Origin of the sequence: Deinococcus rhizophilus (assembly GCF_030271215.1) — a bacterium.
Classification (GTDB): domain Bacteria; phylum Deinococcota; class Deinococci; order Deinococcales; family Deinococcaceae; genus Deinococcus; species Deinococcus rhizophilus.
The window spans coordinates 1-17679 of sequence record NZ_JASNGB010000049.1 but is presented as its reverse complement, the minus strand read 5'-3'; the positions used below and the strand labels follow the sequence as shown (position 1 = coordinate 17679).

General features: G+C 69.9%; 18 protein-coding genes. 15 read left to right on the top strand and 3 right to left on the bottom strand.

The genetic code is table 11. The annotated features are described in order from the left end of the window. The 15 genes from QOL99_RS07390 to QOL99_RS07320 all read left to right on the top strand — a co-directional run. Positions 1-832 (top strand): sensor histidine kinase (locus QOL99_RS07390; protein WP_285522655.1); only part of this gene is annotated, 832 nt, incomplete at its 5' end. A gap of 328 nt (positions 833-1160) precedes the next feature. Continuing rightward, positions 1161-1496: an NADH-quinone oxidoreductase subunit A gene (locus QOL99_RS07385; RefSeq protein WP_285522659.1), complete on the top strand. Its 336-nt coding sequence runs from the start codon at positions 1161-1163 to the stop codon at positions 1494-1496. Between the two features lie 103 nt (positions 1497-1599). Beyond that, positions 1600-2136, top strand: a complete 537-nt coding sequence (locus QOL99_RS07380; protein WP_285522654.1) for a NuoB/complex I 20 kDa subunit family protein — start codon at positions 1600-1602, stop codon at positions 2134-2136. Positions 2137-2159: 23 nt separating this feature from the next. After that, a complete protein-coding gene (locus QOL99_RS07375) occupies positions 2160-2750 on the top strand; it encodes an NADH-quinone oxidoreductase subunit C (RefSeq protein ID WP_285522657.1) in 591 nt (196 codons plus the stop codon). Further along, on the top strand, positions 2747-3979 hold the full coding sequence (gene nuoD / locus QOL99_RS07370; protein ID WP_285522652.1) for an NADH dehydrogenase (quinone) subunit D: 1233 nt from the start codon (positions 2747-2749) through the stop codon (positions 3977-3979). Before QOL99_RS07375 ends, nuoD begins: the two co-directional genes overlap by 4 nt. Before the next feature lie 109 nt (positions 3980-4088). After that, positions 4089-4718 carry an NADH-quinone oxidoreductase subunit NuoE gene (gene nuoE / locus QOL99_RS07365; protein ID WP_285522650.1) on the top strand — a complete coding sequence of 210 codons (630 nt, stop codon included), beginning with the start codon at positions 4089-4091 and terminating at the stop codon, positions 4716-4718. Further along, positions 4715-6055, top strand: a complete 1341-nt coding sequence (gene nuoF, locus QOL99_RS07360) for an NADH-quinone oxidoreductase subunit NuoF (protein ID WP_285522648.1) — start codon at positions 4715-4717, stop codon at positions 6053-6055. The genes nuoE and nuoF overlap by 4 nt, the downstream gene beginning before the upstream one ends. Beyond that, positions 6052-8232 carry an NADH-quinone oxidoreductase subunit NuoG gene (gene nuoG, locus QOL99_RS07355; protein ID WP_285522645.1) on the top strand — a complete coding sequence of 727 codons (2181 nt, stop codon included), beginning with the start codon at positions 6052-6054 and terminating at the stop codon, positions 8230-8232. The genes nuoF and nuoG overlap by 4 nt, the downstream gene beginning before the upstream one ends. Continuing rightward, positions 8232-9401 carry an NADH-quinone oxidoreductase subunit NuoH gene (gene nuoH, locus QOL99_RS07350; RefSeq protein WP_285522643.1) on the top strand — a complete coding sequence of 390 codons (1170 nt, stop codon included), beginning with the start codon at positions 8232-8234 and terminating at the stop codon, positions 9399-9401. The genes nuoG and nuoH overlap by 1 nt, the downstream gene beginning before the upstream one ends. 58 nt (positions 9402-9459) lie before the next feature. After that, the gene (nuoI, locus tag QOL99_RS07345) at positions 9460-10014 is read left to right on the top strand and encodes an NADH-quinone oxidoreductase subunit NuoI (RefSeq protein WP_285522641.1); all 555 of its coding nucleotides are present in this window, start codon (positions 9460-9462) and stop codon (positions 10012-10014) included. 40 nt (positions 10015-10054) lie between these two features. Then, complete coding sequence (locus QOL99_RS07340) at positions 10055-10642, top strand: NADH-quinone oxidoreductase subunit J family protein (RefSeq protein ID WP_285522638.1); 588 nt, start codon at positions 10055-10057, stop codon at positions 10640-10642. Positions 10643-10647: 5 nt separating this feature from the next. Next, a complete protein-coding gene (gene nuoK, locus QOL99_RS07335; protein WP_285522656.1) occupies positions 10648-10950 on the top strand; it encodes an NADH-quinone oxidoreductase subunit NuoK in 303 nt (100 codons plus the stop codon). A gap of 8 nt (positions 10951-10958) precedes the next feature. Next, the gene (gene nuoL, locus QOL99_RS07330; protein ID WP_285522637.1) at positions 10959-12875 is read left to right on the top strand and encodes an NADH-quinone oxidoreductase subunit L; all 1917 of its coding nucleotides are present in this window, start codon (positions 10959-10961) and stop codon (positions 12873-12875) included. Beyond that, positions 12872-14296: an NADH-quinone oxidoreductase subunit M gene (locus tag QOL99_RS07325; RefSeq protein ID WP_285522635.1), complete on the top strand. Its 1425-nt coding sequence runs from the start codon at positions 12872-12874 to the stop codon at positions 14294-14296. Before nuoL ends, QOL99_RS07325 begins: the two co-directional genes overlap by 4 nt. Then, on the top strand, positions 14297-15757 hold the full coding sequence (locus QOL99_RS07320; protein ID WP_285522634.1) for an NADH-quinone oxidoreductase subunit N: 1461 nt from the start codon (positions 14297-14299) through the stop codon (positions 15755-15757). It begins immediately after the preceding gene. Between the two features lie 63 nt (positions 15758-15820). Here QOL99_RS07320 and QOL99_RS07315 read toward each other — a convergent pair whose 3' ends face one another. From QOL99_RS07315 to QOL99_RS07305, 3 genes are all read right to left on the bottom strand, one after another. Then, the gene (locus QOL99_RS07315; protein ID WP_285522632.1) at positions 15821-16357 is read right to left on the bottom strand and encodes a GGDEF domain-containing protein; all 537 of its coding nucleotides are present in this window, start codon (positions 16355-16357) and stop codon (positions 15821-15823) included. Beyond that, positions 16354-17460: a CHASE2 domain-containing protein gene (locus QOL99_RS07310; RefSeq protein WP_285522630.1), complete on the bottom strand. Its 1107-nt coding sequence runs from the start codon at positions 17458-17460 to the stop codon at positions 16354-16356. Before QOL99_RS07310 ends, QOL99_RS07315 begins: the two co-directional genes overlap by 4 nt. Further along, positions 17444-17679, bottom strand: a 236-nt coding sequence (locus QOL99_RS07305) for a hypothetical protein (protein ID WP_407650152.1), incomplete at its 5' end; no start/stop codon positions are given. The genes QOL99_RS07305 and QOL99_RS07310, both read right to left, overlap by 17 nt.

Genomic DNA, 17679 nt, shown 5'->3' with positions numbered 1-17679 from the left:
CGGGCTGGCCCTGCAGGTCCGCGCCCTGCTCGCCCGCGCGGCCGCGCACGCCGAGGCCCAGACGCGCATCCAGCGGCTTCAGGGCCGCCTCGACGACTGGGAGCACGAGGAACGGGTGCGCGATCAGCTCGTGCACATGCTGGTCCACGACCTCAAGAATCCCATCACCGCCGTGATGGGTCTGCTGGAGATCGTGGAGGACGACAGCCGCGTTCCCGCCGACCTGCGCGAGCTGCTCAAGATCGCCCGCGACGAGACGGGGCACCTGCTGCACCTCTCGGTGAACATGCTCGACGTGCGCAAGATGCAGGCGGGCAAGATGCGCCTGCGCCCCGAACTGGTCTTCAGCCCGATGTTCGGGGAGGTGATCGCGCAGGCCCGCGGCGACGTGGGCAGCGGCCTGCGCGACCGCCTGATGGACGTGCAGGTCGCGCCCGGCCTCAGCCCCACCCGCGCCGACCCCGAGATCCTGCGCCGGGTGCTCGCCAACCTGATCAGCAACGCGATGAAACACACCTCCACCGGGGGCGCCATCCGCATCCGGGTGGGGCAGCAAGACGGGCAGACCCACATCAGCGTGGCCGACGACGGCGAGGGCATCCCCGAGGAGGACATTCCCAACCTGTTCGCCGCCTTCGAGCAGTCCCGCCTGACCCTGCACGGCCGCTTCGACACCGGGATGGGCCTGGCCTTTTGCAAGCTCGCCGTCGAGGAACACGGCGGGCGCATCTGGGTCGAGTCCGGGCGCGGCGTCGGCACCACCTTCACCCTGACCCTGCCGCTCGCCGCCGACAGCGAGGAAGAGGACGATTTCGTCGAGCTGCTGAGCTGAGGGCGTCGCGGTCCACGCCTCATATGGGCGGCGACGCCCCCACTGTCCCTGGTCCCCGGACTGCCTGCCCACCGTGGCTCCCGCCTCCCGTGTCCGCGCTGGCTGGATGCCCGGCCCTGATCCGTCTGGGCAGGCGCCCACACGTCTTCCGCCCGCACCATTGCGGCGCTGACCCGTGCTAGAACATGAGGCGTACCACAAGTCGGTTCCGGTTTCAGTTCGTCAGGCCCACCCTCTTTTTTTATAAGTTCGTGCGATTTTTCACGAGTTGGCAAGAAGAGCACCGGGCAGAAGGGAGCTTTCCATCGAGTACGCGAATTTCGTGATCATGCTGGTGATCGCCCTGGGGATCGGCATGCTGGCCGTCCTCGTCTCGGCGCTGCTGGGCCCCAAAAAGGCCAGCCGCGCCAAGCTGATGGCCTACGAGAGCGGCAACGACCCCGAACACGGCGGCGTGGGCACGGGCCACCGCTTTCCGGTGCACTTTTACCTCGTCGCCATGCTGTTTATCGTCTTCGACATCGAGACGGCCTTTTTCTTTCCGCTGGCGGTGGCCTACCAGAAGCTGGTGCCCTTCGCCTTCTGGGAGGCGCTGACGTTCGTGGCGCTGCTGCTGGTGGGCTACTACTACATCCTCAAGAAGGGGGTGCTGGAGTGGACCTGACAAGAGCAGGTACTCCTACGTCAACGGGTCAAGAAAGGCGAGGGGCCGCCCCTGAGCCTGCGGCCCCCCCACCTCCGTTTCCCCTCTCCGCCGAGGTCCCCACATGGCCCTGAAAGAACTGTTCGACCGCGACTGGCAGGAACTGGAATCCGAGGGCATCCTGTTTTCCAACCTGGAAAAACTGGTGGCCTGGGGGCGCAGCAACAGCCTGTGGCCCGCGACCTTCGGGCTGGCGTGCTGCGCCATCGAGATGATGAGCAGCACCAACGGGCGCAACGACATGGCCCGCTTCGGCTCGGAGGTCTTCCGGGCCTCGCCCCGGCAGGCCGACGTGATGATCGTGGCGGGGCGGCTCTCCAAGAAGATGGCCCCGGTCATGCGCCGGGTGTACGACCAGATGCCCGACCCCAAGTGGGTGATCTCGATGGGCGCGTGCGCGTCCTCGGGCGGCATGTTCAACAACTACGCCATTGTCCAGAACGTGGACCACGTGGTCCCGGTCGACATCTACGTGCCCGGCTGCCCGCCCCGGCCCGAGGCGCTGATCTACGCCGTGATGCAGTTGCAGAAAAAGGTGCGCGGCGAGGCCTTCGACGAGCGCGGCACCGAGCTGCCGATGGTGGAAGCGTGGACAAGGTGACCGCCCCCGACCGGAGCCAGGCCATGCGGCAGGCCGTGACCGGGGTGATTGCCAACTTCGGCCTGACGCCCGACGACAGCCTCGAGCCCACCGTGGTCGTGCCCGCCCCGCGCGTGCGCGACGTGGCGCGGGCGCTCGCCGAGCGCGGCTTCATGCTGATGGACACGGTGGGGGTGGACTACCTCGCCTACCCGGACCCCCGCCCGGCCCGCTTTGCCGTGCTGCACAACGTCTACCACCCCTACGAGCACCTGCGCCTCTTTCTGCGGGTCTGGCTGGACGACGGCCAGAGCGTGGACAGCCTGTACCCGGTGTGGCGGGCGGCCAACTATCTGGAGCGCGAGGTGTACGACCTCGTGGGCATCGTCTTTGACGGGCACCCCGACCTGCGCAAGATCCTGACTCCCGACGACCTCGAGGGCCACGCGCTGCGCAAGGACTTCCCGCTGGGCGAGACGCCCACCCTCTTCCGCGAGGGCCGCTTTATCGACCCGCCCACCTTCCGCGCCGGGCTGACCGGGGAGAGCCGGGGGCTGACCGGCTACCGGGGCGAGCTGCGCCGGGGCCAGGGCGAGGACCGGGTGCCGCCCGTGATGCCGGAGGGTCCGCGATGACCACCGAACCCCTGCGCCCCAGCCCGGCGACCGAGGCCCCCACCGGGGCCAACACGCTGCTGCACACCGAGATCATGTCGCTGAACGTGGGGCCGCAACACCCCTCGACCCACGGGGTGCTGCGCCTCGTCGTGGACATGGACGGCGAGCGGGTGGTGCGGGTCACGCCCCACATGGGCTACCTGCACACCGGCTTCGAGAAGACCTTCGAGAACCGCACCTACCACCAGGGCGTGACCTACGCGCCGCGCACCGATTACCTGCACTGCTTCGGGCACGAGCTGGCCTACGTCCTGAGCGTGGAAAAGCTGCTGGGCGCGGAGGTGCCCGAGCGGGCGAAGGTCGTGCGGGTGATCTTGCACGAACTCGGGCGCATCCACTCGCACCTCGTGTTCGTGGGGACCGGCCTGCTGGACCTGGGGGCGCTGACGCCGTTTTTCTACGCCTTTCGCGAGAAGGAGTCGGTGCAGGACCTGTTCGAGTCGGCGGCGGGCTACCGCATGAACCAGGGCTACTTCCGGGTGGGCGGGCTGTACCGCGACATTCCGGACGGCTGGCCGGAGGCGGTCGGCCGCTTTCTGGAGCAGCTCGAGCGCGGCATCGACGAGTACACCACCCTGTTTGCCGGGAACCCGATCTTTATCGACCGGGCCAGGGGGGTGGGCGTGATTCCGGCGGGCGTGGCCCTCGACCTCGGGCTGACCGGGCCGAACCTGCGGGCGTCGGGCGTGCCGCTCGACCACCGCAAGAACAACCCCTACAGCGGCTACGAGGACTACGACTTCGAGGTCATCACCAGTCCCGACGGCGACAGCCTCGCCCGCTTCAACATGCGGCTGTGGGAGATGCGCCAGAGTGCCGCCATCATCCGGCAGGCCGTGCAGAGGCTGCGCCCCGGCCCCGTCAAGGACCCCAACCGCAAGATCAGCCTGCCACCCCGCCAGGAACTCGAAACCAGCATGGAAGCGGTGATCCACCACTTCAAGCTGGTCACCGAGGGCTTCCACCCGCCCCGGGGCGAGGTGTACGTGCCCACCGAGTCGGCGCGGGGCGAGGTCGGCTACTACATCGTCTCGGACGGCGGCTCGATGCCCTACCGGGTCAAGATCCGGGCGCCGAGTTTCGTGAACCTGCAAGCCCTGGAATACGCCTGCATCGGCGTGCAGTTCGCCGACCTGATCACGATCCTGGCGACCATCGACCCGGTGCTGGGAGACGTGGACCGATGAGGCGCCCAGCTTCCAGCTTCCAGCCGCCCGCTTCCCTGAGCTTCAGCCTTTGCTGGCTGGCCGCTGGTTGCTGGCGGCTGGCCGCCCCGGACAAGGAGGCGCAGCCACTTTGAATTACTTTGCAGACAAACAGCTCCTCGTCGCGGACATCTTCTCGCGCTACCCGGACAGCCCCCAGGGCCGCCGCTCGGCGCTGATGCCGCTGCTGCGCGAGGTCCAGGACGCCGAGGGCTTCGTCTCGGAAGCGCGGATGGCCGAGATCGCCGCGCTGTGCGGCACCACGGCCACCGAGGTCCGCTCGGTGATGAGCTTCTATTCGACCTACCACACCCTCCCGACCGGGCGCTACCACCTGCAGGTCTGCTCCACGCTGATGTGCTCGCTCGCGGGCAGCGACGAACTGTGGGACCACCTCGTCTCGGCCCTCGACGTGCAGCCCGGCGACGTGAGCGCGGACGGGCGCTTCAGCGTGCAGAAGGTGGAATGCCTGGGCTCGTGCGGGACCGCGCCCGTCGTGCAGATCAATGACGAGGGTTATTACGAGAACGTCACCCGGAGCAAATGCGACCGCCTGATCGCCGCGATGCGGGCCGACATCCCGCCCCTGCCCGACAACCCCGTGCCCGTCACCGTGCGCGAGGACGGTCGCCAGATGACGGCGACGGGCGAGCGCGTCGGCGCCAGCATCCACGACCGGGGGCCGCTGCCGATGCCCACGCGGCCCGGAGGTGAGGCATGACCGTCGCGGACCCCGCTCCCCTCGCCATCACCAGCGGCAAGGACCCCCGCTTTGCCCCCAGCCTGTACGCGCACGTGGGCCAGGACAGAAGCTGGACGCTGGACTACTTCCGCGGGCACGGCGGCTACCAGGGGTTGCGCCGCGCCTTTGCGATGGGCCCCGACGCCGTGATCGACGAGGTGAAGAAGTCGGGCCTGCGCGGACGCGGCGGCGCGGGCTTTCCCACCGGCCTGAAGTGGTCGTTCATGCCGCTGAACGACGGCAAACCGCACTTCATCATCTGCAACGCGGACGAGTCCGAACCCGGCTCCTTTAAGGACCGCTACCTGCTCTCCGAAGACCCCCATCAGCTGATCGAGGGGATGCTGATCGGCGGGTACGCGATGCGGGCTTCGGTCGGCTACGTCTATATCCGGGGCGAGTATGTCCACGCCGCCGAGCGGATGTGGGCCGCCATCGAGGAAGCGCGGGCGGCGGGGCTGCTGGGCCAGAACATCCTGGGCAGCGGCTTCGACTTCCAGCTGTACGTGCACCGGGGGGCCGGGGCCTACATCTGCGGCGAGGAAACCGCGCTGATGAACTCGTTGGAGGGCCTGCGGGCCAACCCCCGGCTCAAGCCGCCCTTTCCCGCCGCCGCCGGGCTCTACGGCCTGCCCACGACCATCAACAACGTGGAGACCTTCTGCGCGGCGACCCAGATTCTGAAGTACGGCGCGGACTGGCACGCGGGGATGGGCACCGAGAAGTCCAAGGGCATGAAGCTCTTTCAGATCAGCGGCCCGGTGGCGCGGCCCGGCGTGTACGAGCTGCCGCTGGGGACGACCTTCCGCGAGCTGATCTACGACTGGGCGGGGGGACCGCTGGAGCCCATCAAGGCGATCATCCCCGGCGGGTCCTCCTGCCCGATGCTGCGCTGGGACGAGGCCACGCTGGACACCCCGATGGACTACGAGGCGATCGCCGCCGCCGGGTCGATGCTGGGCACGGGCGGCGTGACCCTCGTGCCGCAGGCCGACTGCATCGTGGACGTGACCTGGAACCTCGTGCGCTTCTACGCCCACGAGTCCTGCGGCAAGTGCACCCCCTGCCGCGAGGGCATCAGCGGCTGGATGGTGAACATGTACGCCAAGCTGGTGCGCGGGCGCGGGGTGCCCGGCGACGTGGAGCTGATTCTGGACATGTCGGAGAACATCGGGGGCCGCTCCTTCTGTGCCCTCGCCGACGCCTGCCTGGGACCGGTCCTCAGCTCCATCAAGCTGTTCCGCGAGGAATACGACGTGCTGGCGCAGACCGGGCAGCCGATGCACCCCCCCCGCAGAAGGTGGAAAGAGGCATGAAAGTCACCGTAGACGGAATCCAGGTAGACCTCCCGGCCGGCACCAGTGCCATCGACGCGGTGTTTCACGCCGGGCGCGACGTGCCGTATTTCTGCGCCCACGCCTACCTCTCGCCGGTGGGGGCCTGCCGGATGTGCCTCGTCGAGGCCGGAACTCCCCGCAAGGGCAAGGACGGCGAGTTCGAACTCGACGAGGCGACCGGGCAACCCAGGGTCTTCTGGATGCCCAAGCCGATGGCCTCCTGCACGATGCAGGCGACCGAGGGAATGCACATCCGCACCGCCCGGACCTCGGACGTGGTCGCCAAGGCGCAGGCGGGCATGATGGAATTCACGCTCCTGAACCACCCCCTCGACTGCCCCACCTGCGACAAGGGCGGCGCCTGCGAGCTGCAAGACCGCGCTTTCGAGTACGGGTACGGGGCCAGCCGCTACGGCTTCGACCGCCGCCACGCCGACAAGCACTACGCCCTGAGCGACTTCATCATTCTCGATCAGGAGCGCTGCATCCACTGCAAACGCTGCGTGCGCTACTTCGAGGAGGTGCCGGGGCAGGAGGTGCTGGACTTTATCGAGCGCGGCGGGCACACCTTCATCGACACGGAAGAGGGCGGGCTGCCGGTCGGCTTCCAGGGCAACATCGCGGACATCTGCCCGGTGGGAGCGCTGCTCGACAACGTGGCCCGCTTCCGGGGCCGCAACTGGGAATACGACCACACGCCGACGACCTGCACCCTGTGTCCGGTGGGCTGCTCGATCACCGTGGACGCGCGCAACGGGCGCCTGGAGCGCGTCGTGGCGGGCGAGAACCGCGACGTGAACGAGCTGTGGATCTGCGACGCGGGCCGCTTCGGGCACGTCTTCGCCACCGAGGAGCGGCTGACCGTGCCGCTGGTGCGCGTCGGCGGTGAGCTGCGCGAGGCGACCTGGGACCAGGCGGTGGAGGCGATGCGCCAGGGCTTCCTGGGTCACGGCGGCAACGTGGGCCTGTACCTGAACGCCGATTCCACCCTGGAGGAGGGGGCGGCGCTGGTCGCGCTTGCGGAGGCCATCGGCACCGCCTCGCTCGACCACTGGCCGCGTTACGCCCACACCCCGATGAGCACCGCCACCCTGACCGACGTGGCGACCGCCGACGCGGTCGTGGTGCTGGGCGCCGATCTGGGCGAGGAAGCCCCGGTCGTCGAACTGCGGATTCTGGAGGCCCTGCGCGGCGGCCTGCTGCCCCCCGAGTTCGCGCACGGCACCGCCATCGCGGATCTGCGCCTCACCGAGCGGCCCTCACGCACGCCGGAGAAGCTCGCCGTGATCGGGCGCGAGTCGCGGCTGTGGGGGCACGCGGGGATCCGGGTGGCGGCCAGCGGGCCAGACGCCCTGACCCGGCTCGCCCGCCCCGACACCCCCGAACTTCAGGCGGCGCTGCGACTGCTGGAGGGGGCCGGGAAGCCCGTGCTGATCCTGGGTGCCGACGTGCTCAACGGCGCCGACGCGGCCTTCTCGGCGGCGCTGGGCAGCCTCGCCGGGCGGGTGGGCGCGAAGGTCCTTGCCCTGCCCGCCGGGGCGAACAGCCGGGGGCTGGGGGGCCTCAACCTTGTCCCCGGCGCCGGGGGGATGCCCTACGCGCGGCTGGACGGGGTGGGGGCAGCCTTCATCTCGCGCCTCGACCCTGCCGCCCAGGGTTTGCCGGGCCGGGCCCGCGGCTTCACGGTGGTTCACGACACCCACCTCACCGCGACGGCGGGGCTGGCCGACGTGGTGCTGCCCGCCGTCACGGGCTACGAGAAGCGCGGCACCACCATCAACCTCGAGGGCCGGTTGTTGCCGCTGACCCAGGCCCCGCTGCGGGCGGGGGAGGGGGCGGACCTGATCCGGGCGCTGGCGGCGGTCGCCGAGGCGCTGGGAATCCGGCCCCCGGTGCGCGGATTGCGCGGGGCCCAGACGTGGCTGGAAGGCCGCTACGGGCTGCGGCTGGCCGAGCTGCCTGCCGGTGGCCTGCTGCAACCGCCCCGGCCCGCGCAGGACGCGGCCACCGGAACGGCGCACACGCCGAACCTCTGGAAGCCGCGCATGGTCCCGCACCCCGAGCGCCGGGGCAGCGGTGTCCTGGGCCGGGAGGCCCGCACCGAGCTGTGGGAACTGCCGATGGCACCCGCGCCGCGTCCGGGAGGGGATGACTGATGCCCGACTGGCTCGCTGCCCTGCTGATCACGCTGCTCAAGGGCGTGCTCGTGGCCCTCGCGCTGCTCACCACCTTCGCCTACATGACCCTGATCGAGCGCCGACTCCTGGCTCGGATGCAGATTCGCCACGGCCCGAACCGGGTGGGGCCGGGCGGCCTGCTGCAGCCCCTCGCCGACGCGGTCAAGAGCATCTTCAAGGAAGACCTGCGGGTCACGATGGCCGACAAGCTGGTCTACACCATGGCCCCCATCGTCGCCATCGGCATGGCGCTGACGGCCTTCGGGGGGATTCCCGCCGGGCCTCCCGGATCGCTGTTCGGGGAAGACCCCTGGGTCTACAACCTCGACGCGGGGATTCTGGCGCTGCTGGCGCTGACCTCGATGGGCGTGTACGGCATCTTCCTGGGCGGCTGGGCCTCGGGGTCCAAGTACCCCATCCTGGGCGGCCTGCGGTCCAGCGCCCAGATGATCTCCTACGAACTCGGCATGGGCCTGAGCATCCTGGGCCTGCTGATGCTGGTGGGCAGCACGGCCTTCGTGAACATCGTGGAGTGGCAGGCGCAGAGCGGCTGGATGCTGCTGTTCCAGTCGCTGGGGTTCGCCCTCTTCCTGGTGTCCTCCTTCGCGGAGGTCAACCGCACCCCCTTCGACCTGCCGGAAGCCGAGCAGGAACTCGTGGCGGGCTACCTCACCGAGTATTCCGCGATCAAGTGGGCGCTCTTTCAGATGGCCGAGTACGTCAACATGATCACGGCCTCGGCGATCATGGCGACCCTGTTTTTCGGCGGCTACCGGGGGCCGGTCTTTCTGGAAGGGCTGATTCCCGGCATCTCCGGCTGGCCGATCATCTGGCTGGTCGTCAAGATCGCCTTCTTCCTGTTCCTGTTCATCTGGGTGCGGGCCACGCTGCCCCGGTTCCGCTACGACCAGCTGATGCGCTTCGGCTGGAAGCTGCTGCTGCCGCTGGCCCTCGCCAACACCATGATGACGGCGGCCTACCTCGCCTTTGCACGGGGCCTGGGGCTGTGGCCGCTCGCGCTGCTGAGCCTGCTGGGGCTGCTCGCGCTCTTTGCCATGAGCGACCGGGTACGCGTGCTGTGGAACAGGCCCACCGGCCGTCCCCATACGGACGACGCCCTGCCGACGCGGCCGCTGGGAGGGGACTGATGAGGAAAGTGGTCAGCGGTCGGCTTTCGGCCATCAGCCCGCCCCGAAGGAGGCACCAATGAGCGTTCTTGACATCGCCAAGGGCATGGGCATCACCCTGAGCAAGCTGTTTCAGAAGCCCGTGACCGTGAGTTACCCGGAGGAGCGGGCCACCCTGCAGCCGCGCTTCCGGGGGCGGCACGTGCTGACCCGGCACCCCGCGCAGCGCCCCGGAGAACTGGGCCTGGAAAAGTGCATCGGCTGCTCGCTGTGCGCCGCCGCGTGCCCGGCCTACGCGATCTACGTGGAGGCCGCCGAGAATGACCCGCAACACCCCACCAGCCCCGGCGAGCGCTACGCCAAGGTCTACGAGATCAACATGCTGCGCTGCATCTTCTGCGGGCTGTGCGAGGAAGCCTGCCCGACGGGCGCGGTGGTGCTGGGCAACGAGTTCGAGATGGCGGACTTCCGCTACCGCGACCTCGTGTACGGCAAGGAAGACATGCTCGTCGGTGTGGACGGCTCGCTGCCGCAGCGCCGCGAGGCCGCCCGCAGCGGCAAACCTGTCCGGGTGGGCTTCAAGGTGCCTGAAGGTGCCCGGCCCGAACTCGAAGGGGTGGAGTACCCGACATGACGCAGATGCCTGACCTCAACTCCTTTTGCCGGGGGCGCCCATGATCGCCTTCATGCTGCTGGGTGCCCTGGCCCTCGTGGGCGCGGTGATCACCATCACGGCCCGCAACGCGGTTCACGCGGCGCTGGGGCTGGTGGGCACCCTGCTGAGCGTGGCGGGGCTGTTTGCCAGCCTCAGCGCGTCCTTTCTGGCGGCCATTCAGGTGATCGTGTACGCCGGGGCGATCCTGGTGCTGTTTCTCTTCGTGATCATGCTGCTCAACGCCAACCAGCCCATCACCGGGCGCGACCCGGTGCCCTTTGTGCGCGAGCTGGCGGGCATCGGCGGGGTGATCTTGGCCGGGGCGCTGGCGATCATCGCCTTTTCCTACCGCGATCCCCGGCCGCTGGCCGAGGGTGCCGGGGCCCTGCGCGGCGGCACGGCGGTCGCGGTGGGCGAGACGCTGCTGACCCGCTTCCTGCTGCCCTTCGAGGCGGTGAGCATCCTGCTGCTCGTCGCCATCGTGGGGTCGGTGGCGCTGGTCAAGCGGCCCGTGCCCCAGCCCGACGGCCTGACCGACGCCGAGGGCGTGGCGCTGCCCACGGAATCTCCCGAGCGCACCGCCCCGGAAGGCGGGGTGAGGGCCTGATGGACATGGCGCCGACCACCTACTACGTGGCCCTCTCGGGGCTGCTGTTCGCCATCGGCATGATCGGGGTGCTGACCCGCCGCACGGCGATCCTGATCTTCCTGTCGGTCGAACTGATGCTGAACGCCGCCAACCTCGCGCTGGTGGCCTTCGCCCGGTCGTGGGGAGACCTCGCCGGGCAGACGGCCGTTTTTATCGTGATGACGCTGGCCGCCGCCGAGGTTGCCATCGGCCTCGCCATCATCGTCGCCATCTTCCGCAAGCGCGAGACGACCAACGTGGACGACCTCGCCACCCTGAAAGGCTGAGTCTGCGCGTGCCCCTGTACCTGCTTCCCCTGCTGCCGCTGATCGGCTTCGCGCTGCTGATGCTTTTCCCCCGCCTCTTTCCCGGCAGGTCCGGCGGCTGGCTGGCGTCGGGCACGGTGCTGGCGAGTTTCGTGATCGCCGTGCTGCGCTACCTCGGCCAGGGCGACGAACCCGCCCGCGAGATTCTCTGGACCTGGCTGCCCAACATGGCCCTGAACGCCAACCTGTCGGTCGGCTTCTGGTACGACCAGCTTTCCGCGCTGATGGCCCTGATCATCACGGGTGTGGGCTTCCTGATTCACCTGTACTCGGTGAGCTACATGGGCCACGACCGGGGGTTCACGCGCTTTTTCGCGTTCCTGAACTTCTTCGTGGCGATGATGCTGATTCTGGTGCTGGCCGACTCCTACCCGCTGATGTTCGTGGGCTGGGAGGGAGTGGGCATGGCGTCCTACCTCCTGATCGGGTTCTGGTTCTCGGGCCGCAACTCGGAGGCGTCGGACCGGGAGCTGCGCGAGGCCAGCGACCGCGAGGGCGTGGCGAACTCCAACGCCGCCCGCAAGGCCTTCATCATGAACCGCATCGGCGACCTCGGCTTCATGCTGGGGATGTTCCTGATCTACAAGCTCTACGGCACGCTGGTGATTCCCGAACTCGCCGAGCGGGTGGCGGGGTCGCAGGTCGCCCTCGCCGGGATCGAACTCGCCTGCCTGTTCCTGCTGGTGGGCGCGGTGGGCAAGTCGGGCCAGCTCCCGCTGACAACCTGGCTGCCCGACGCGATGGCGGGCCCCACGCCCGTCTCCGCGCTGATCCACGCCGCCACGATGGTCACGGCGGGCGTGTACCTGATCGCCCGCAGCCACTTCCTGTACGACCTCGCGCCGACCGCCTCGACCTGGGTGGCGTGGGTCGGCGGCCTGACCGCGCTGTACGGGGCGCTGTCGGCACTCAACCAGCACGACATCAAGAAGATCCTGGCGTACTCCACCGTCTCGCAGCTGGGCTACATGTTCATGGCGGTGGGGCTGGGCGCGTACTCGGCGGGCGTGTTTCACCTGCTGACGCACGCGTTTTTCAAGGCGCTGCTGTTTCTCTCGGCGGGCGCGGTGATCCATGCGCTGCACGAGGAGCAGGACATGCGGCGCATGGGCGGGATGCGGCGGTTCATGCCCTTTACCCACCTCACGGCGCTGATGGGTGTGCTGGCGATTGCCGGAATTCCCATCTGGAGCGGCTTCTTCTCCAAGGACGCGATTCTGGCTTCCGCGTTCGAGGCCAATCCGGGCCTGTACATCGTGGGGCTGGGCGTGGCCTTTCTGACCGCCTACTACATGGGCCGCTGGTACTTCCTGGTGTGGCGCGGCGAGTACCGGGGTCAGGTCCCGCACCCGCACGAGGCCGACGGGCTGATGAAGCTGCCGCTGGGCGTGCTGGCCGCGCTGGCGACCTTCGCCGGGTTCCTGAACGTGCCGACCTTTCTGGGGGGCAGTCACGCCTTCGACGATTACCTGGGCCGGGCGATTCCGGTCCACGCCCACGAGATTCCGGTCTCGACCGAATGGCTGCTGACCGCGCTCGCGGTGGCTGCCGGGGCAGGCGGGCTGCTGTGGGCCTACGCCGAGCACCGCCGCCGCACCCTGGCCTCCGGGCCGCTGGGCGCGGCGAGCACGAACGCGCTTTACCTCGACCGGGTGTATGACGGGCTGGTCGCGGCTCCCAGCCGGGCACTGGCCGCCGGGCTGGACGCGGTGGACCGGGGCGTGGACGGCACGCTGTCGGGCGTGGCCCGCAACAGTGCGGCGCCCGGCGGGCTGTTCTCGCGCTGGCAGAGCGGCTTCGTGCGGACCTACGCGGTGTCCATGCTGCTGGGCACGGCCCTGCTGCTGGGCTACTGGGCGCTGCGGATGATTGGAGGCGGGGCGTGATTCACCTGATGATTTTTCTGCCCCTGCTGGGGGCGCTGCTGCTGCTCGTCACGCCGCGCACCTGGCGCGAGGAGGTGGCGGGCTTCTTCGCCGCCCTGACCCTGGGCCTGGGGCTGTGGCTGTGGCGCGACGGGGGAGCCGCCCTGTACAGCGCCCCCTGGGTTCCGGCGCTGGGCGCGACCTACTCGGTGGAACTGGCGGGGCCCAGCCTCGCCCTCGCGCTGGTGACCGCGCTGATGACGCTGGTGGCGGTGATCTACGCGGCCCGCCGCATCGAGAATCCCGGCACCATGCTCGCGCTGGTGCTGGCGATGGAGTCGGCGCTGCTGGGCATCTTCGCCGCCCGCGACCTCGTGCTGTTCTACGTGTTCTTCGAGGCGGCGCTGCTGCCGTCGCTGCTGATGCTGGCGATCTACGGCGGCCCGGAGCGGATGCGGGCGCTGGTCAAGTTCGCGGCGTACACGCTGCTGGGCAGCCTGCTGATGCTGCTGTCCATCATCGGGGTGCGCTACTTCGGGGGCAGCCCGACCTTCGCCCTGCGCGACCTCGCCGCCAACCCGGTGGAGGGGGTCACGCAGACGTGGCTGTACCTGGGCTTTCTCGCGGCGATGGCGGTCAAGCTGCCGCTGTGGCCGCTGCACGCCTGGCTGCCCGACTTTCACGAGCAGAACCACGCCAGCGGGATTCCCGACCTGATGGGCACCCTCTACAAGGTGGGCGGCTACGGCCTCTTTGCTTTCGCGCTGCCCCTCTTCCCGGACGCCTCGCTGGAACTGCGCCCGGTGTTGATGGCGCTCGCGGCCTTCACCGCCCTGTACGGCGCGTGGATCGCCTTCCGGCAGACCAACTGGAAGCGGCTGCTGGCCTACGCGGGGCTCTCGCACATGGGCATCGTGGGGCTGGGGATGTTCAGCCTGAACGAGACGGCCACCGTGGGGGCGCTGTACCTGCTGGCCTTTCAGAACGTGTACACCGGGGCGCTCTTTCTGGGCGTCGGGATGTTGCAGGAGCGCATCGGCAGCGTGGACACCCGCGTGGGCGGCGTGATGACGCAGGCGGGGGCCCTGAGCGGCCTGACGATGGCGCTGTGGTTCGCGTCCATCGCGGTGCCGGGGCTGGCAGGCTTTATCGGGGAGTTCAGCGTGCTGCTGGGGGCCTATCAGGTCTCGCCCTGGCTGGCCTTCATCGCGGGCCTCTCCACCATCGCGGCCGCCGCCTACGCGCTGACCGCCTTCCAGACGACCTTCTGGCAGGGGCGCCCGCTGGGATCGGTGCGGGTGGCCGACCTGGAGCAGACCGAGTGGCTGGTGCTGGGCATCCCGCTGGCCGTCGCCATTCTCTTCGGGGTGTACTCGGCCCCGGCCCTGAACCTGATTCAACCCGCCGTGCGCGGGGTGCTTTCCGCCCTGGGGGGGCAGTAAATGTTGCAAGCTCCTGATATCGCCCTCGCGCCGCTGCTGCCCATCCTGCTGGTGCTGGCGGGAGCCGTGTCCAGCACCGTGCTGGGCTTTCACCTGCCCCGGCGCACGCTGACCTTCATCAACCTCGCGCTGCTGGTCCTCAGCGGCATTGCGATGGGTCTGCTGTGGAGCGGTCCCGGCGAGGTGCCCGCGACCGCGTTCGGCGGCGGCCTGCAGGCCGACAACGCCGCCGTCCTGCTGGGCCTGACCATCGTGGTGGGCAGCGTGATGACCCTGCTGGTCAGCCTGGACACCGCCTACCGCGCCCGCGTGAGCTTTCCGGAATTCGACGCCATGCTGATGTACGCGATCACCGGAACGCTGCTGATCGCCTTTTCCGGCGACCTGATCGTGATGCTGATCGGGCTGGAGATCATGAGCCTGGCGAGTTACGTGCTGGCGACCCTGCAGGACTCGCGCCGCGCCGAGGAATCCGGCCTGAAATACTTTCTGCTGGGCTCGGCGGGCAGCGCTGTCCTGATCTACGGCCTCGCGCTGGTGTACGGGGCGACGGGCAGCCTGGGCTACGCGGGGATCGCGGAGGCGACCTCGGGCCTGACCCCCGGCAACCTGGGCCTGCTCGTAGGCGGGGCGCTGCTGCTGCTGGCGGGCTTCGGGTTCAAGGTGGCGCTGGCCCCCTTCCACCAGTGGACGCCCGACGTGTACTCGGGGGCACCGACCTCGGTCAGCCTCTTCCTGAGCACGGTGGTGAAGGTCGCGGCCTTCGCGGGGATGCTGCGCGTCTTTGGCGGAGCGCTGCAGAACGCGCCCTTCTGGGCCGATGCCCTGCAGATTCTGATCGCGGCGACCCTGATCATCGGCAACGCGGCCTCGCTGTTCCAGACCAACTTCAAGCGGATGCTGGCGTACTCGGCGGTCGCGCACACCGGCTTCGTGGCGATGACCCTGCTGGGCACGCCGGGGCTGGGCGGCGCGGCGCTGGGCTACTACCTGCTGATCTACACCCTGATGACGGCGGCGGCGCTGGCGGTGGTCGCGGCCCTGCAACGCAGCGAGGCCGGGATGGAGATCAGCGACCTGCGCGGGCTGTACTACCGGCACCCCGGCTACGCCATCGCGCTGGCGGTGTGCCTCGCGAGCCTCGCGGGGTTGCCGCCCTTCGCGGGCTTCTTCGGCAAGTACCTCGCGTTTCAGGCGGCCTTCCAGAACGGGTACGTCTGGCTGAGCATCCTGGCGGTGCTGGCGAGCGTGGCCGCGCTGGTGTACTACCTGCGCCCGGCCATGCTGATGTTCATGCCCGACCGGACCCCCGCCCGCGAGTACCCGCACGGCCAGCGCCCGGCGACCAACCTGACGGTCGCGCTGGGCGTCGCCGGAATCACCGTGCTGGGGCTGCTGCCCAACCTGTGGTACGGCTGGGTGGCGGACCCGGCGATCTGGGAGCTGCTGGCGGGGCGGTAGTTTCCCTTCCAGCACCAGAGGGCGGAGGCATCAGCTTCCGCCCTCTGTGCTGTGCCGGGCGGGCTACTCCCGCTGCGCCTGCCCGTACTTCATCCGGTAACGGCTGCGGCTGGCGGCTTCCAGCAGGTCGGCGGGGCCAGAGGTGTCCGGGCTGGTGGTCGCCGCCCCCACCGAGGCCCGCAGGGGCAGGTCGCGGTAGCCCAGGCCGTCCAGCGAGGCGATCAGGCTGTCCGAGAGGCCCCCGATCTCGGCGGGGCCGACGTTGTCGAGCAGCACGGCGAACTCGTCCGGGCCCCAGCGGAAGACGAGGTCGCCCCGGCGCTTCTGGGCCTGCAAGCGGGCAGCGAGGTCGCGCAGCACCTCGTCCCCGGCCCCGCGCCCGTACTTCTCGTTGACCGCCTGGAAGCCGCTGAGGTCCACCAGCAGCAGCCCCAGCGGGCGCCCGGCGCGGCCCGGCCAGCGGTGCTCGACGGCGCGGGTAAAGGCGAGGCGGTTGCCCATTCCGGTGAGGGAATCGCGGGTGCCCAGGGTCCGCAGGGTCCACCAGCGTTCCAGCGCCACCAGCGCCGTGCCCAGAATCGCGGCGACCGAGACGGTCACGCCGGGAAACCACAGGTTGACCAGCCACAGCGGGGCGGCCAGCCCCAGCGTGCCCANATTCCGGTGAGGGAATCGCGGGTGCCCAGGGTCCGCAGGGTCCACCAGCGTTCCAGCGCCACCAGCGCCGTGCCCAGAATCGCGGCGACCGAGACGGTCACGCCGGGAAACCACAGGTTGACCAGCCACAGCGGGGCGGCCAGCCCCAGCGTGCCCAGCGCCAGCCCGAAGCCCCACAGCCCGCCCAGCCACGCGGCCAGCGCCGCCGCCGCGACCGCGAGCAGCGCGACCAGCCAGCCCGGCAGCAGGGTGGGCGGGGGGGCCAGCAGGGTGGAGACGGCCTGGGCCTGCAACACGGGCCCCGGGGTGGGCTGCCCGGCGGGGTCGAGCAGGGTGGTGCCGGGCTCACTGGCCGCCGTCACGCCCAGGATCACCACCCGCCCCTGCAGGTCCCCGAAGCGCACGTTGCCGTTCACCACGTCGCGGAAGGGGATGGCCGTCAGGCGGCTGCTGTCGCGCCGGAACTGCCGCAGCAGCCGGGGCTGGGAGTCGAGCGCCACCGTCTGCCCCGCGCTCACCGCGAGCTGCCGCGAGAAGCTAGGCAGCAGCTCACCCGAGGGGCCAGGGAGGGCCGTCTGGAAGCGCCGCACCACCCCCCCCGCGTCGGGGTCCAGGGTCACCACGCCGGTGGGGAGGCGCTGGCCTTCCAGGGGCGCGAGCGGCTCGCCGGGCGTGCTCGACAGCACCACGTTGGGCCGGGCAAAGACCCAGGCAAGGTCCGGTGTCCGCGCCAGCGCCGAGAGCCGGGGGTCGAGGCCCACCGTCTGCACCCCGGCCTGGTCCAGCGTGTTCAGCGCCTGCGCGTACAGCTCGGGGGGCCAGACGGTGGGCGGCCCGTAGTCGCGCAGCGACGTGTCGTCCACCCCCACGACCACCACCCGCCCGTCCGGGGGCGCGGGAAGGGCGCGGTTGAGGCTGTCCCACAGCCGCCCGTTTTGCGGAAACAGCAGCCCCAGCCCCAGCCCCAGCAGGGCGGCGGCCGGCACCGTCAGCCGCGAGAGGGGCCGCTCCCCACCGCTCCGGCGGCGTTCAGGGGAAGGCCGCATACGCCTCGTTCCCGGCCTCGTCGCGCACGCTGACCCGCACCGGGGTGCCGTCCGGGGGAGCGGCAACGGGGAAGTCCAGGACGGCTGTTCCGCCGGGTCCCACCGCCACCCGGCGGGTCTGGGTGCCCGCCCCCAGTTGCAGCGTCAGCGTGAGGCGCCCGGCCCGCGCCTGGGCCGTGCCGAGGTCGCGCAGGGTGCCCGTCACCCGCAGCAGCCGCC